The 13,575-nt window shown below is 69.2% G+C and carries 16 protein-coding genes; 11 read left to right on the forward strand and 5 right to left on the reverse strand.

Translation table 11 applies throughout. The features are described from left to right. Positions 1-24: 24 nt before the first annotated feature. From D9R14_RS15795 to D9R14_RS15810, 4 genes are read left to right on the forward strand one after another with little or no spacing between them, the layout of a single operon-like run. Positions 25-240: a hypothetical protein gene (locus tag D9R14_RS15795; RefSeq protein ID WP_147453043.1), complete on the forward strand. Its 216-nt coding sequence runs from the start codon at positions 25-27 to the stop codon at positions 238-240. Positions 241-246: 6 nt separating this feature from the next. Further along, on the forward strand, positions 247-711 hold the full coding sequence (locus tag D9R14_RS15800; protein WP_121624304.1) for a type II toxin-antitoxin system VapC family toxin: 465 nt from the start codon (positions 247-249) through the stop codon (positions 709-711). Then, positions 701-2,338, forward strand: coding sequence for an ABC transporter ATP-binding protein (locus tag D9R14_RS15805; protein WP_121624305.1), 1,638 nt, complete (start codon positions 701-703; stop codon positions 2,336-2,338). The genes D9R14_RS15800 and D9R14_RS15805 overlap by 11 nt, the downstream gene beginning before the upstream one ends. Before the next feature lie 53 nt (positions 2,339-2,391). After that, positions 2,392-2,982, forward strand: coding sequence for an NUDIX domain-containing protein (locus tag D9R14_RS15810; RefSeq protein WP_342634791.1), 591 nt, complete (start codon positions 2,392-2,394; stop codon positions 2,980-2,982). A 7-nt stretch (positions 2,983-2,989) separates the two neighbouring features. On the opposite strand, the gene D9R14_RS15815 is transcribed toward D9R14_RS15810, so the two are convergent. Then, a complete protein-coding gene (locus D9R14_RS15815; protein WP_121624307.1) occupies positions 2,990-3,787 on the reverse strand; it encodes a creatininase family protein in 798 nt (265 codons plus the stop codon). Positions 3,788-4,044: 257 nt separating this feature from the next. On the opposite strand from D9R14_RS15815, the gene D9R14_RS15820 reads away from it, so the two are divergent. From D9R14_RS15820 to D9R14_RS15835, 4 genes are all read left to right on the forward strand, one after another. Beyond that, a complete protein-coding gene (locus D9R14_RS15820) occupies positions 4,045-4,536 on the forward strand; it encodes a MarR family winged helix-turn-helix transcriptional regulator (RefSeq protein ID WP_121624308.1) in 492 nt (163 codons plus the stop codon). Positions 4,537-4,723: 187 nt separating this feature from the next. Next, complete coding sequence (locus D9R14_RS15825) at positions 4,724-5,476, forward strand: SDR family NAD(P)-dependent oxidoreductase (RefSeq protein ID WP_121624335.1); 753 nt, start codon at positions 4,724-4,726, stop codon at positions 5,474-5,476. Between the two features lie 25 nt (positions 5,477-5,501). Beyond that, positions 5,502-6,401 (forward strand): DMT family transporter, encoded by a 900-nt coding sequence (locus D9R14_RS15830; protein WP_121624309.1) that lies wholly within the window; start codon positions 5,502-5,504, stop codon positions 6,399-6,401. A 94-nt stretch (positions 6,402-6,495) separates the two neighbouring features. Further along, positions 6,496-7,362 (forward strand): type 1 glutamine amidotransferase, encoded by an 867-nt coding sequence (locus D9R14_RS15835; RefSeq protein WP_121624310.1) that lies wholly within the window; start codon positions 6,496-6,498, stop codon positions 7,360-7,362. Between the two features lie 103 nt (positions 7,363-7,465). Here the strand turns inward: D9R14_RS15835 and hemA are convergent, their stop codons facing one another. Next, entirely contained in the window at positions 7,466-8,752 is a 1,287-nt protein-coding gene (hemA, locus tag D9R14_RS15840; RefSeq protein WP_121624311.1) for a 5-aminolevulinate synthase, read from the reverse strand. An 802-nt stretch (positions 8,753-9,554) separates the two neighbouring features. On the opposite strand from hemA, the gene D9R14_RS15845 reads away from it, so the two are divergent. The 3 genes from D9R14_RS15845 (at position 9,555) to D9R14_RS15855 (ending at position 12,071) form a co-directional block, all read left to right on the forward strand. Next, entirely contained in the window at positions 9,555-10,685 is a 1,131-nt protein-coding gene (locus D9R14_RS15845) for a type III PLP-dependent enzyme (protein WP_121624312.1), read from the forward strand. 124 nt (positions 10,686-10,809) lie between these two features. Continuing rightward, entirely contained in the window at positions 10,810-11,370 is a 561-nt protein-coding gene (locus D9R14_RS15850) for a GNAT family N-acetyltransferase (RefSeq protein WP_121624313.1), read from the forward strand. Positions 11,371-11,519: 149 nt separating this feature from the next. Beyond that, positions 11,520-12,071, forward strand: a complete 552-nt coding sequence (locus D9R14_RS15855; protein ID WP_121624314.1) for an RNA pyrophosphohydrolase — start codon at positions 11,520-11,522, stop codon at positions 12,069-12,071. Between the two features lie 7 nt (positions 12,072-12,078). Here the strand turns inward: D9R14_RS15855 and D9R14_RS15860 are convergent, their stop codons facing one another. The 3 genes from D9R14_RS15860 to D9R14_RS15870 form a co-directional block, all read right to left on the reverse strand. Next, on the reverse strand, positions 12,079-12,675 hold the full coding sequence (locus D9R14_RS15860) for a nucleoside deaminase (RefSeq protein WP_245420839.1): 597 nt from the start codon (positions 12,673-12,675) through the stop codon (positions 12,079-12,081). 230 nt (positions 12,676-12,905) lie between these two features. Further along, positions 12,906-13,328, reverse strand: coding sequence for a F0F1 ATP synthase subunit epsilon (locus tag D9R14_RS15865; RefSeq protein WP_121624315.1), 423 nt, complete (start codon positions 13,326-13,328; stop codon positions 12,906-12,908). Positions 13,329-13,371: 43 nt separating this feature from the next. After that, positions 13,372-13,554 carry a hypothetical protein gene (locus D9R14_RS15870; protein WP_245420840.1) on the reverse strand — a complete coding sequence of 61 codons (183 nt, stop codon included), beginning with the start codon at positions 13,552-13,554 and terminating at the stop codon, positions 13,372-13,374. Between the last annotated feature and the right edge of the window lie 21 nt (positions 13,555-13,575).

The following is a 13,575-nucleotide window of genomic DNA, read 5'->3' on the forward strand; positions in this document are numbered from 1 at the left end:
AGGATGGGGGCGGAGGCGGAAGCCATGAACAAGATCGTGCGCGAGCATTACCCGGTCGAGAGGCTGCCGGAGGATCTGCGGCGGGGACTGCCCCCTGGCAAGACCGTGACTGTCACGGTGGAGGAAGAGGCACCGCCCTCGCGAGAGACACTGATCGCTCTTTTGGAGAGGGCCCGGAAAGGTGATCCTATCCCGGACGATCCCGTCGAGCGGATTCGCGCATTGCGCGACGACGACTGACCGCGCATGGCGTTCCGCATCTATCTCGACACCAACGTGTTCATTACGGCGCTCGAGAGACGGGGACCCATCTCCGAGCTCCTTGTATCGCTGTTGCTCGCAGGGTGGGATTCGGTCGAGCCGCCGTTGGTGACGAGTGAACTCACCTACAGTGAGTTGATCGTAAAGCCGTATCAAATAGGGCGGCAGGACTTGGTTCAGCTTTACGACAACTGGACCACCTCCGGACGGAATATTGAAGTCATTCCCGTTTTTAGAGGCATCCTCTACAATGCCGCTGTTCTGCGCGCGCAAGACACAACACTGAAGCTTCCGGACTCGATCCATCTTGCAACGGCTCTTGGCTTGAAATGCAGCGTGCTCCTTTCGTCGGATCAACGCATCAGGCCGCAAGGCGGCATCGAGAAGCTGGAGCCGACCGAAGAAAACGTTCGCGCGCTCCTCCAGAAGGTCGCCTCGCATGACCGCTGACCCCCTCCTCTCCGTCCGCAACCTCTCCGTCGCCTTCCGCCGGGCCGACGCGCCGGCGGGCGCGCTTGCGGTTAGAGGTGTGTCGTTCGACGTCGCCAAGGGCGAGACGCTGGCGCTGGTGGGCGAGAGCGGCTCCGGCAAGTCCGTCACCGCGCTGTCGATCCTGAAGCTGCTGCCCTATCCGGCCGCGAGCCACCCCACGGGCGAGATCCTGTTCAAGGGGCGCGACCTCCTCACGGTCTCCGAGCGCGAGCTGCGGGGCGTCAGGGGCAACGACATCACCATGGTGTTCCAGGAGCCCATGAGCTCGCTCAACCCGCTGCACACCATCGAGCAGCAGGTGGGCGAGATGCTGATCCTCCATCGCGGCATGAGCGCCAAGGCGGCGCGCGCGCGCACGCTGGAGCTTCTGGCCGAGGTGGGCATTCCCGATCCCGAGAGCCGCCTCTCGGCCTATCCGCACCAGCTCTCCGGCGGCCAGCGCCAGCGGGTGATGATCGCCATGGCGCTCGCGAACGAGCCGGACCTCCTGATCGCCGACGAGCCCACCACCGCCCTCGACGTCACCGTCCAGGCGCAGATTCTCAAGCTGCTGAAGGACCTGCAGGCGCGGCTCGGCATGGCGATGCTGTTCATCACCCACGACCTCGGCATCGTGCGCAAGATCGCCGACCGGGTGTGCGTGATGCAGAAGGGCGAGATCGTCGAGCAGGGCGGCGCGGAGGAGACGTTCCAGCATCCGCAGCATGACTATACCAAGGCGCTGCTGAAGGCCGAGCCGAAGCCTGACCCTGCCCCCGCCACACCCGATGCGCCGATCGTGGTGGAGGCCACCGACCTCAAGGTCCATTTCCCCATCAAGCGCGGCGTGCTCAGGCGCACGGTGGGGCATGTGAAGGCGGTGGACGGCGTGTCGATCGCCATCCGCAAGGGCGAGACGCTGGGGGTGGTGGGCGAATCGGGATCTGGCAAGACCACGCTCGGCCTCGCTTTGCTGCGCCTCATCTCCTCGAAGGGGCCGGTGGCCTTCCTCGGCCGCCGCATCGACGGCCTCGGCTTCAAGGCGCTGCGCCCGCTGCGCGCCGAGATGCAGATCGTGTTCCAGGACCCCTATGGCGCGCTCTCGCCGCGCATGTCGGTGGCCGACATCGTCGGCGAGGGGCTGCTGGTGCACCAGAAGTCACTGTCCGAGGACGCGCGCGAGGCGCGCGTCATCGCCGCGCTCGCCGACGTGGGCCTCGATCCGGAAAGCCGCCACCGCTACCCGCACGAATTCTCCGGCGGCCAGCGCCAGCGCATCTCCATCGCCCGCGCCATGGCGCTGGAGCCTGCCTTCGTGGTCCTCGACGAGCCCACCAGCGCCCTCGACATGATCGTCCAGGCGCAGATCGTCGACCTCCTGCGCACGCTCCAGAAGAAGCGCGATTTGACCTACATGTTCATCTCGCACGACCTGCGGGTGGTCTCGGCGCTGGCGAGCAACATCCTCGTCATGCGCGGCGGACAGGTGGTGGAACAGGGACCGGCGCACGACGTGTTCAGCAATCCCAAGGAGGCCTACACCCAGGCCCTGTTCGCTGCCGCATTCTCGCTGGAGAGCGCGCAGACCGGCGTGGTGAATCAATGAGCGTCCGGATGCCAGGCGCCGGCATTCCGGCAGACCGAGTGGCCAATGTCGAGGTGAGCACTCCCGCCTCGCTTGCCGATGCCTTCCGCCCCTATGAGCGCTATCAGGTGGTCTTGCGCCACGATGACGGCAGCGCCTTCTCCCAGACGCGGGACGTGCTGCGCGGCGGGCCGGTTGTGGGCGTTCTCGCCTTTGATCCCGACCGCGATCTCCTGGTCCTGATCCGCCAGTTCCGCCTGCCGGCGCACCTCGCAACTGGACGCGGCGAGTTGGTGGAGATCGTCGCCGGCCGGGTGGAGGCGGGCGAGGATGCGGCCACGGCGGCTATGCGCGAATGCGTGGAGGAGATCGGCATCGCGCCGCGCGCTCTGATTCCCATGCTGTCCTTCCTGCCGACGCCGGGGATCACCGACGAGGCGGCGCAGTTCTTTCTCGGCCTGGTGGACAGCGCCCGCCTGCCCGCGCGCGCCGGCGCGGCAGCCGAAGTGGAGGTCACGCACCCCTTCACGGCGACCATCGACGATGCCCTCGCCGCGCTCGACGGCAACCGATGCGCCAACGGCTATCTCATCATCGCTTTGCAGTGGCTGGCGCTGAACCGCGCGCGCCTGCCGCAGATGGTGGCCGGCGCGTCGCCGGCCTGAGCGCGCGTCAGCCCCGCGGCCGCGCGAAATGGCCGAGGTCGAAGGCCGCCACGTCCTCCAGAAGCGCGGCGAATGCCGCGGCACCGAAATCCGCCGCCGCCTCGCCCTTGGCCGCCGTGGCGCCGCGGGCGTCCCCCATGGCGCCGCTCGGGTGCAGGTCCTCGCTCATCCAGCCGAAGCCGATGGGATGGTTCGCGCGCAGGTGGGTGAAGCGCGCCTCCATTTCGCGGCTGAAGGGCGAGAAGTCATCCGCCTGCCCCATGTCGACGAGGTCGGGGCGAAAGGCGAGCATCAGGGAGGTCTCGATCTCGCCGCCATGGATGCCGTGGGCGCGCTCGTCGTCGGCGAACAAACCGGGCGGATAGCCGAAGCGGTGCATGGAGGCCATCACCGCCAGCATGGCGTGCCGGGCGCGCAGCTTGCGGGCGAGAAGATCCATCACCGGCACGTTGCCGCCATGGGTGTTCAGGATGACGAGCCGCCGGATGCCGGCGGCGGCCACGCAGTCGCCGATCTCCAGCCAGGCGGCGAGCGCCGCTTCCGGCGTCAGCGAGAGCGTGCCGGGAAAGGACAGATGCTCGTCGGACTTGCCCACCGCCTGGACCGGCAGCGCGAGCACCGTGAGCGCGGCGGGGACCCGCGGCGCGATGCGCGCCAGATAGCCCTCGCAGATGAGCAGATCGGTGCCGAGCGGCAGATGCGGCCCATGCTGCTCCACCGCCGCCACCGGCAGCACCGCGATGGGGTCGCGTCCGGCGAGCTGGCCGAGGCGCGGCGAGGTCAGATCCTGCCAGCGGACGAACACGCAGCCCTCCTTCCAAAGACCGGCGGCCGGGGCGGCCCGGCCCGTTGGGTCACGATATGCTATAAGTCTGCGGCCACCGATAGATGGCTCGGAGGACGTCGGCTCCGGGCGGTACCGACCTTCGCAAAATTGTAAGCCGGCGCGTGGATAAGTAGCCCCGCGGGCGGCGGGCGGCGGAAAGCGCCGTTTGCGAGCTTGCGCGGGGGCGGGGGCCCGCCGGAGTCTCGGGACCCGGCCGAACCGCCATGGGGGCAGGCATGAAAGACCCGTTCGCAAAGACCATCGGCTACCGGCTGAACCACACCGCCCGGCTGCAAAAGGCCCTGTCGGCGCGCCTGCTGGCCGATCTCGGCCTGTTCCCCGGGCAGGAAGCGGTGCTGAAGCTGCTCAGCGAGGACGACGGCCGCACCATGGGCGACCTCGCCGCGGCACTGCGCGTGCGCCCGCCCACCGCGTCCAAGACCATCGCCCGCCTCACCACGCAGGGCCTTGTGGAGCGCCGCGCCACCGACGGCGACGGCCGCCTGGTGCGCGTGTTCCTCACCGATGCGGGCCGCGACCGCGGCGGCGCCATCGACGGCGTGTGGGAGGCGCTGGAAGGCGAGATGGTGGCCGGCCTCGACCACAAGGAAAAGAAGCGCCTGCGCAAGCTCCTGCGCAAGGTGGAGAAGAACCTCGCTTTGCGCCTCGGCGCCGACGGCGGCGTGGACGACGAGGCGGAGCCCGGCGACGAGGACGACGACGCCTGATCGCGCCCCGGACGGCCGGCCCGCCCAACCGGCGGCCGGCCACGCGCCGCACGCATATGCGCGCCCTACCCCCATGCGCCGCTTGCATCTTTTTTCTGGCGCGCGGTCGCGCTATGGCTCATTCAATCGATTAAAGCGTGCCGGAAAGGCCGCGCCGATGCGCATTCTCAAAGGGGAGGGGAAGTCCATGTCCAACGCCATCGATCTTCAGGGCCGCACCGCCATCGTCACCGGCGGCGCGCAGGGCATCGGCCGCGCGGTGGTGGAGCGCTTCGCCGCCTCCGGCGCGAAGGTGGTCATCTTCGACCGCGACGCCCCGCTCGCCGCCAGCACCGCCGCCGCCATCGGCCGCGACACGGTGACGCCCGTGACCGTGGACGTGACCAGCCTCGCCGACGTGGAGCGCGCGGTGGCGGAGGCGCTGGCGGCGCTGGGGCGCATCGACATCCTGGTGAACAATGCCGGCATTGCCGGGCCGAACCACACCGTGTGGGACTATCCCGAGGCGGCGTGGCGGCAGGTGATGGCGATCAACCTCGATGGGCCGTTCTTCTGCTGCCGGGCGGTGGCGCCGCACATGATCGCGCAGAATTACGGGCGCATCGTCAATGTCGCCTCCATCGCCGGCAAGGAGGGCAACCCGAACGCCTCGGCCTATTCGGCCTCGAAGGCGGGCGTGATCGCCCTCACCAAGTCGCTGGGCAAGGAGCTGGCCGGCTACGACATCGCGGTCAATTGCGTGACGCCGGCTGCGGCGCGCACCGCCATCTTCGATCAGATGAGCCAGCAGCATATCGACTATATGCTTTCCAAGATTCCCCGCGGGCGATTCGTGCAGGTGGACGAGGTGGCGGCGACCATCGCGTTCGCGGCCTCGCAGGATTGCTCCTTCACCACCGGCGCGGTGTTCGACCTCTCGGGCGGCCGCGCCACTTATTGAGGCGTCCCGCCTCCCGAGGTCTGCCATGGCGCCGCAAGGGTCGCCCACGCCTGCCGGGCTCTCGACGCTCGCAGGCATCGGTCTCATGTGCCTCGCGGTAACGAGCTTCGCGCTCACCGACGCCACGGCGAAATGGCTGTCCGGCCACATGAACGTGCTGATGGTGGTGTGGGCGCGCTACGCCATCCAGTTCGCGGCCTCGCTGGTGGTGTTCAACCCCTGGACCGTGCCGGGGCTCCTGCGCACCACCCGCCCCTGGCTTCAGCTCGGGCGCTCGGCGCTGCTCTATGCCACCACGGCCATGAACTTCGCCGCGCTCCAGTATCTCCAGCTCGACCAGACGGTCTCCATCATGTTCTCGACGCCGTTCTTCGTGGCGCTCATGGCCGGGCCGCTGCTCGGCGAATGGGTCGGCGCACGGCGCTGGATCGCCATCCTGGTCGGGTTCGCCGGCATCCTCCTGGTGGTGCAGCCCGGCGCCGGCGGCATCCACCCGGCGGCGCTCCTGTCGCTGGCGGCAGCGGCGACCTATGCGCTCTATTCCATCGCCACCCGCATGCTGGCGCCCCACGATCCCAGCCCGACCACGCTGTTCTATTCCGCGCTCGTGGGCACCATCGCCGCCAGCCTGCCGCTGCCCTTCGTGTGGGAGACGCCGCACGAGCCGCTGGTCTATGGCGGCATGCTGTTCCTCGGCGTGATCGCCGGGGCCGGGCATTTCGTGCTCATCCTCGCCCATGCGCGGGCGCCGGCGGCGACGCTCGCGCCCTTCATCTACACCCAGATCATCGCCATGGTGGCGCTCGGCTGGCTCCTGTTCGGACAGGTGCCGAGCCTGTGGACGCTGGCCGGCGCGGCGGTGGTGATCTCCTCCGGCATCTATCTCATCCTGCGCGAGCGCAAGCTGCACCGGCGCCCGTCGTGAGCGGCGCGCGCTTCGCAATGCAGGAGCTTCTCGTTTTCGTCAAAAAGCCGCCTATGCTGCGCGGCTGACGTTTTCCCAAGTCCCCGTGAGGATCATGCCCGCCCCCCGCCTTTTGGTCGTCGAAGGCAACACCGCCGAAGCCCGTGCGCGCCAGGTCCAGTTCGGCGGCGAAGCCGCCAGCGAAGGCTATGCCCGCCTGCTGCGCGAACTGTGCCCCGGCGCCATCGCCGACATCTGCTATCCCGCCGATCCCGGCGCCAACCTGCCCGACAGCGGCGGGCTGGAGGGCTATGACGGCATCGCCATCACCGGCTCCTCGCTCAACATCTACAATGGCGGCGCCCCGATCGCGGCGCAGATCGCCCTGATGCGGGCGGCGTTCGAGACCGGCGTGCCCATCTTCGGCAGCTGCTGGGGCCTCCAGCTCATCACCGTGGCCGCGGGCGGCGTGGTGCGGCTCAATCCCAAGGGCCGCGAGGTGGGCTTCGGCCGGCGCATCCGCATGACGCAGGGCGGTGCCGCCCACCCCATGTTCGCCGACAAGCCGCCCGTGTTCGAGGCCATGACGGTGCATCTCGACGAGGTGGAGACGCTGCCGCCCGATTCGCAGCTCCTCGCCACGAACGACCATTCCGTGGTGCAGGCGGCCGAGATTCGCGCCGGGCGCAGCACCTGCTGGGCGGTGCAGTACCATCCGGAATATCCCTTCCGCGAAATGGCGGCGATCTTCCGCCGGCTGAGTCCGTCTTTGGTGGCGGAGGGCTTCTTCCTCGACGAGGAGGAGGAGGCGGCCTTCATCGGCGACCTGGAGCATTTCGAGCGCGAGCCCGCCAACAAGGCGCTGGCCTGGCGCTACGGCATCGACGGCGCGATCATCTCCAAGGCGACGCGCACCATCGAGATCCGCAATTTCATCGAGCGCCACGTGCTGCCCACCCGTGCCGCCCGCGGGCGCGGCTGAGAGCGCTTCCTTCCCGTTCCCAAAATGCCGCGGCCCCGGACGATGCCGGGGCCGCGAGGGTCGAAAGTCCACGTATCCACAGTCGACGTGCCGTCTGCGGCCCTCAACCGCCGGCCACGGGCACCGGGATGGGGGCCGGGCCGAGCGCGGTGCGGCGCTGGTTGTCGGCGCGCTCGGCGGCGCGGTCCGCATAGGGCAGCTCCAGGCGCTCCCAAACGTCGGAGAGCGCGCGCGCCAGATGGGCGATCAGCGCGTCGTCGTGGAACGGCGTCGGGGTGATTCGCAGGCGCTCCGTGCCGCGCGGCACGGTCGGGTAGTTGATGGGCTGGATGTAGATGCCGTACTCCGCCAGCAGCAGATCGGACGCCATCTTGCAGGCCTTGGCGTCGCCCACCATCACCGGGACGATGTGGGTCGGCGTCTCCATGGTGGGCAGGCCGGCGGCGGCGAGCGCCGCCTTCACCTTGGCCACCTGGGCGCGCTGGCCCTCGCGCTCCGCCTGGGACTCCTTGAGATGCCGCACCGAGGCGGCGGCTGCCGCGGCGATGGCCGGCGGCAACGCGGTGGTGAAGATGAAGCCGGGCGCATAGGAGCGCACGGCGTCGATCACGGTGCGCTTGCCGGTGATGTAGCCGCCCACCACGCCGAACGCCTTGCCCAGCGTGCCCTCGATCACGTCGATGCGGTGCATCACGCCGTCACGCTCGGCGACGCCGGCACCGCGCGGGCCGTACATGCCGACCGCGTGCACCTCGTCGAGATAGGTCATGGCGCCGTATTTTTCGGCGAGGTCGCAGATGCCGGCCATGGGGGCGATGTCGCCGTCCATGGAATAGACGCTCTCGAACGCCACCAGCTTCGGCCGGTCGCCGGCCGCCTTCAGCAGCTCTTCCAGGTGGCCGAGGTCGTTGTGGCGGAAGATGGCCTTCTGCCGGCCGCCCTGGCGCACGCCCTCGATCATGGAATTGTGATTGAGCTCGTCGGAGATCACCACGCAGTCGGGGATCAGCTTGACGATGGTGGAGATGCCGGTGGCATTGGAGATATAGCCGGAGGTGAAGACCAGGCCCTGCTCCTTGCCGTGCAGGTCGGCAAGCTCGCGCTCCAGCATCACGATTTCATGGCTGTTGCCCGAGATGTTGCGCGTGCCGCCGGCGCCGGCGCCGCGGGCCTGCGCCGCGCCGCACATGGCCTCGACCACCTTCGGGTGGGAGCCCATGCCGAGATAGTCGTTGGAGCACCACACCACGATGTCGCGGGGACCGCCGGGCGAATGCCAGACCGCGCGCGGGAAGCGCGAGGCGTCGCGCTCGATTTCCGCGAAGATGCGGTAGCGCCGCTCCTTGCGGAGCGCGTCGATGGCATCGGCGAAGAAATGATCGTAGTTCATTTCGGACCTTGCGCAGCACGGGACCCCGATGGCGCCGGGTTCCCCGAATTGTTCTCGTTGTAGAATGCCACCTTGCTCTTTGTATTGATGCCAATCAAGGGGCCGGCCGGCCGCGCGGCGATCGGGCGCGGGCGTGGTCGCCGGCGCAAAAGTGTTCTGCACTATGGCACGCCGCGCACGGCGACGGTCGCCGGATGGCTGCGGAGGCGCCGACGCACCATGGGCGGGCGCCCCCGCGCCCTGCCTTCGCATCGCCGCGAAAATCATCAAATCGCCCCTTGCATGGGGGGGGCGAATACCCTACATCCGCGTTGCCCAAATTCGCACGTGCCTGTGGTCGCGTGTCGGTCGGTAGGATCTCCGGACAAGAGGCCGGAAAGCTGCCAGGACGATCGACAAGCCGGAGGGAACCGGCCCACCCCGCTCCTCAATGCGGGGGACGTGACTTGAAGCAACGACGTAAGGGCTTTTTTGGTCTCGGTCGGCCCTCCAAAGGTCGGCGTTACTAAAGAGGCACTACATCTTGCCGGCCGTGCGGAGCGGGACTTCCCTCTCCAATCGTGCGCAGTCGTCCTCGCTCCTGCTTTGCCTTGCGGCCAAGCGGGCGGTTCTGCTGCCGTTCGGTCCGATGATGCGGCCGGGTAAAGCCCCGGCGAAGCGGGTACGGCCCGCAGACGGTCGGCGTGTCCACATCGCCGGGCGAATGCGAGCGCGTGCCCCGGGCTCTCCCTTAAAGGAGCGTCCGTCCTGTCGTCGCGCAGTTCCCTGCGCTTCACTGGCTTCAGGTCACGGGGAGGTATCCATGACCGATCGCATCCGCGAATTCCTGCGTACCCGGCGAGAGGATGGCCCCTGCGTGGTGGTGGACCTCGACGTGGTCCGCACCAACTATCTCTCGTTTGCCCGCGCGCTGCCGGACACCCGCGTGTTCTATGCCGTGAAGGCCAACCCCGATGCCGCCATCCTGAAGGCGCTGGAGGAACTGGGCTCCTCGTTCGACTGCGCCTCCACCGGCGAGATCGACATGGTGCTCGCCACCGGCGCGGGCGCCGAGCGCATCTCCTTCGGCAACACCATCAAGAAGGAGCGCGACATCGAGCGCGCGTTCAAGGTGGGCGTTCGCCTGTTCGCCGTCGATTCCTACGAGGAAGTCGAGAAGATCGCCCGCGTGGCGCCGAACGCAAAGGTGTTCTGCCGCATCCTGTGCGACGGCGCGGGCGCCGAGTGGCCGCTCTCGCGCAAGTTCGGCTGCGAGCCGGAAATGGCGACGGACGTGCTGGAGCACGCCTTCCGCCTCGGCCTCGTGCCCTATGGCGTGTCCTTCCACGTGGGCTCGCAGCAGAAGAACGTGAACGCCTGGGACGGCGCGCTGGCGTCCGCCGCGGCGATCTTCCGCGACTGCGCCGAGCGCGGCATCGCGCTCTCCATGGTGAACCTCGGCGGTGGCTTCCCGGCGAAGTACCTGCAGGACGTGCCGGCGGCGCAGGCCTATGGCGAGGCGATCTTCTCGGCGCTGCGCAAGCATTTCGGCAATGCGCTGCCCGAGACCATCATGGAGCCGGGCCGCGGCCTGGTCGGCAATGCCGGCCTGATCGAGGCCGAGGTGGTGCTCATCGCGAAGAAGTCGGAAGCCGACGCCATGCGCTGGGTCTATCTCGACATCGGCAAGTTCGGCGGCCTCGCCGAGACCATGGACGAGGCGATCCGCTACCCGCTGCGCACCCCGCGCGACGGTGACGACGTCGCCCCCTGCGTGCTCGCGGGCCCGACCTGTGATTCGGCCGACGTGCTCTACGAGAAGACCCCCGTGGAGCTGCCTCTGTCGCTCTCCATCGGCGACAAGGTCATCATCGAGGCCTGCGGCGCCTACACCACCACCTATTCGGCGGTGGCGTTCAACGGCTTCCCGCCGCTGAAGTCCTACGTGATCTGAAGAGGGGGCTTGCCGCCCCCTCGTCTTCCGCTCCGTCCCTTCGGGTTCTTCATGAACTGCCGCGCGCACCCGCGCCGGCGGGACGGCTCTTCTCACCGTTTTGGTTGTGGCGCAGGAGCTGCCGATGACTGAAATCGTGCTTGAAACCGTGGAAGATGTGGCCGGCCGCGAAGGCCTGCTGGACCTGTGCATGGGCGCCGCGCGCTTCATGAAGTCCTCCGAGCGCCTGCGCGAGGGCCGTCTTCCCGCCGAGGGCCTCGCCTTCTCCGCCCATGGCCCCGACGGGCGCATGGCCGGCACGGTGCGGCTGTGGAACGTGGCCGCCGGCCCCGGCAAGCCGGCGCTGCTGCTCGGTCCGCTCGCGGTCCATCCCTGGTTCCGCGCGCGCGGGCTCGGCGGGGCGCTGATGCGCCATGCGCTCGGGGCCGCCAAGGCGAAAGGCCATGCGGCGGTGCTGCTGGTGGGCGACGCGCCCTATTATGCGCGCTTCGGCTTCTCGGCGGACCACACGCGCGAGCTGTGGATGCCGGGCGCCTATGACCGCGACCGGCTTCTGGGCCTCGAACTGGTGGACGGCGCGCTGGCCGGCGCCCGCGGCCTCATCAGCCCCACTGGCGCGCGCGTCGCCCTGCCCTCGTTCGCCGAGCTGATGGCCCGCGACGAAGGCCTGCGCAAGACCGCCTGAAGGCCGGCCTGGAGCGGGCCGAGGCCGGAACGCCTCCTTCCGCAAGGGAGGGGGCGTTTGCCGTTTGCGCACCCTTGCGCCGCTGCGCGGCGCGCGCGATGACATGCGGCAACGGGCGCGCCGCGCCGTTTTCAGCTGCAGGGCCGCCCATGTCCAAGCACGAGAAGCACGAAGCCAAGCACGAGCCCAGACACGAGCCCAGGCACGACGCCCTCGCCTACCGCCCCTGCGTCGGATTGTGCGTGTTCAATCCGGCTGGCCGCGTCTTCCTCGGCCAGCGCCTCAAGGGTCCGGAGCATGTGGACGCGACCTATTCCTGGCAGTTGCCCCAGGGCGGCATCGACCCGGGCGAGGAGCCGTTCGAGGCGGCGCTGCGCGAACTCTACGAAGAGACCTCCATCCGCTCGGTGACGCGGCTCGCCGAGGTGGAGGACTGGCTGACCTACGACCTGCCGGGCCGTGTCGCCAAGGATGCCTGGAAGGGGCGCTTTCGCGGCCAGACCCAGAAGTGGTTCGCCCTGCGCTTCACCGGCAGCGAGGCCGAGATCGACATCGCCCAGCCCGGCGGCGGCGGCCACAAGCCGGAATTCAGCGCCTGGCGCTGGGAGGATATCGACCGGGTAGCCGACCTCGTCATCCCCTTCAAGCGCGACGTCTATGTGCGGGTGGTGAAGGAATTCCGGCGCTTCGCAGCCGCCTGAGGCGGCGCTATTTGTGCCACTCGAACAGGTCCTTGCGCTGCTCGAACAGGGCCAGCGATTCGCCGGCGAGCACGCCGCCGGTCAGCTCCACCTTCAGGAACAGCGTCTTGGAGGCCGTCTCCTGGGCGGTGATGCTGCCGGGACTCATGATGCCGGCGAGGTCCTGCATGGAGGCGCCGTAGACCACGCGGCCGAAGCCGCACCACAGGATCGCGCCCATGCACATCATGCACGGCTCGACCGTGGCATAGATGGTGGCGCCGCGCATGCCCTCCGGGCCGCGCTCGGCCACGAAGCTGCGGATGGCGGTCATCTCGGCATGGGCCGTCGGGTCGGAGGCCTCCGCCACCTGGTTGCGGCCGCGCGCCAGCACCTCGGTTCCGCGCGCGATGACGGCGCCATAGGGATGGTTCGAGGCCTGCGCCAAGGCGAGCGCCTCGCGCATGAGGGCCTCGTCCCCGGGCCGCGCCGGTGCGGGGATCGCCTCGCCGGCCGCCTCCCTTGGAAAAAGGGCGAGGACGCCGCCGCCGGCGGCACCGAGCGAGAGGCCCGCCATCACCGTTCGGCGCGATGGCCCGGCGTCCGCATTGCCCCGTTGCGTCATGGCCGTCTCCTGCCCCAGCTGAACCTGATGGCACCGCCGTTCTTGTGAGGAAACCTTGCGGCAGGACGCCTGGCAACCCGCGAACGTCCGCGCGGCGAGACACATCGCGGCGGGGCCGGCGCGCGGCGATTCTTGGCTGTCCGCTGCGCACAGCAAAAAGGCCGGGCGACGGCCCGGCCTCGAATGCGCTTTTCTGGGTCTTGGCGGCGGGAAACCTCCCGCCCGGGCGCTCAGTGCGCGGTCGCGGCCGGCGCGCCGGGATGCAGCGCCAAGGCCACTTGCCGGAGGTCGTCGAGCTGGCGCTGGGCGCGCTGGCGCGCCTCGTCGCTGGTGGCGTCGCGCACGTCCTCCTCGGCGTCCTTGATGTGCTGGGCCAGCGCACCGGCGTCGATCTCCTCCGCCGGCTTTGCCTCCTCCGCGAGGATGGTGAGGCCGGCCGCGTTCACCTCGGCGAAGCCGCCGCGCACGAAATAGCGCCGGTCCGCGCCGTCGCCCTTGATGGTGAGGATGCCGGGCTTGAGCATGGCGATGAAGGGCGCATGGCCCGCCATCACGCCGAACTCGCCCTCGGCACCGGGGACGATCACCTCGCTCACCGCGCCGGAAAACACCAGCCGCTCGGGGGAGACCAGCTCGAAGGGAAGGGATGCCATGTCTCTCGTCTCCGGATCGTCCTTGCGCCCGCGCGTCGCCGCGTCAGCGCCGGCGCTGGGCCATGAGCCCGACACCGAGCCCGATGATCCCGCCGACCACGGCAACAAGGCCGATGTGGCGGGTCTGCTCCGACGTCAGGCCACCTCCAGGACGCGCGCCCTGGAGCTTGATGTCGATGCCCGGCAGGCGGATTTCCGCCAGCTCGGGCCGGGTGAGCCATCCCACGATCCCGCCGGCCCGAAGGCC

Origin of the sequence: Xanthobacter tagetidis, assembly GCF_003667445.1 — a bacterium.
Taxonomy (GTDB): domain Bacteria; phylum Pseudomonadota; class Alphaproteobacteria; order Rhizobiales; family Xanthobacteraceae; genus Xanthobacter; species Xanthobacter tagetidis.

What these genes read in the sequence shown, in the direction of transcription:
- D9R14_RS15795 (WP_147453043.1), top strand. Translation starts at nt 25, where the DNA reads ATGAACAAGATCGTGCGCGAGCATTACCCGGTCGAGAGGCTGCCGGAG.
- D9R14_RS15800 (WP_121624304.1), top strand. Translation starts at nt 247, where the DNA reads ATGGCGTTCCGCATCTATCTCGACACCAACGTGTTCATTACGGCGCTC.
- D9R14_RS15805 (WP_121624305.1), top strand. Translation starts at nt 701, where the DNA reads ATGACCGCTGACCCCCTCCTCTCCGTCCGCAACCTCTCCGTCGCCTTC.
- D9R14_RS15820 (WP_121624308.1), top strand. Translation starts at nt 4,045, where the DNA reads ATGAAAGACCCGTTCGCAAAGACCATCGGCTACCGGCTGAACCACACC.
- D9R14_RS15825 (WP_121624335.1), top strand. Translation starts at nt 4,724, where the DNA reads ATGTCCAACGCCATCGATCTTCAGGGCCGCACCGCCATCGTCACCGGC.
- D9R14_RS15830 (WP_121624309.1), top strand. Translation starts at nt 5,502, where the DNA reads ATGGCGCCGCAAGGGTCGCCCACGCCTGCCGGGCTCTCGACGCTCGCA.
- D9R14_RS15835 (WP_121624310.1), top strand. Translation starts at nt 6,496, where the DNA reads ATGCCCGCCCCCCGCCTTTTGGTCGTCGAAGGCAACACCGCCGAAGCC.
- hemA (WP_121624311.1), bottom strand. Translation starts at nt 8,752, where the DNA reads ATGAACTACGATCATTTCTTCGCCGATGCCATCGACGCGCTCCGCAAG.
- D9R14_RS15845 (WP_121624312.1), top strand. Translation starts at nt 9,555, where the DNA reads ATGACCGATCGCATCCGCGAATTCCTGCGTACCCGGCGAGAGGATGGC.
- D9R14_RS15850 (WP_121624313.1), top strand. Translation starts at nt 10,810, where the DNA reads ATGACTGAAATCGTGCTTGAAACCGTGGAAGATGTGGCCGGCCGCGAA.
- D9R14_RS15855 (WP_121624314.1), top strand. Translation starts at nt 11,520, where the DNA reads ATGTCCAAGCACGAGAAGCACGAAGCCAAGCACGAGCCCAGACACGAG.
- D9R14_RS15860 (WP_245420839.1), bottom strand. Translation starts at nt 12,675, where the DNA reads ATGACGCAACGGGGCAATGCGGACGCCGGGCCATCGCGCCGAACGGTG.
- D9R14_RS15865 (WP_121624315.1), bottom strand. Translation starts at nt 13,328, where the DNA reads ATGGCATCCCTTCCCTTCGAGCTGGTCTCCCCCGAGCGGCTGGTGTTT.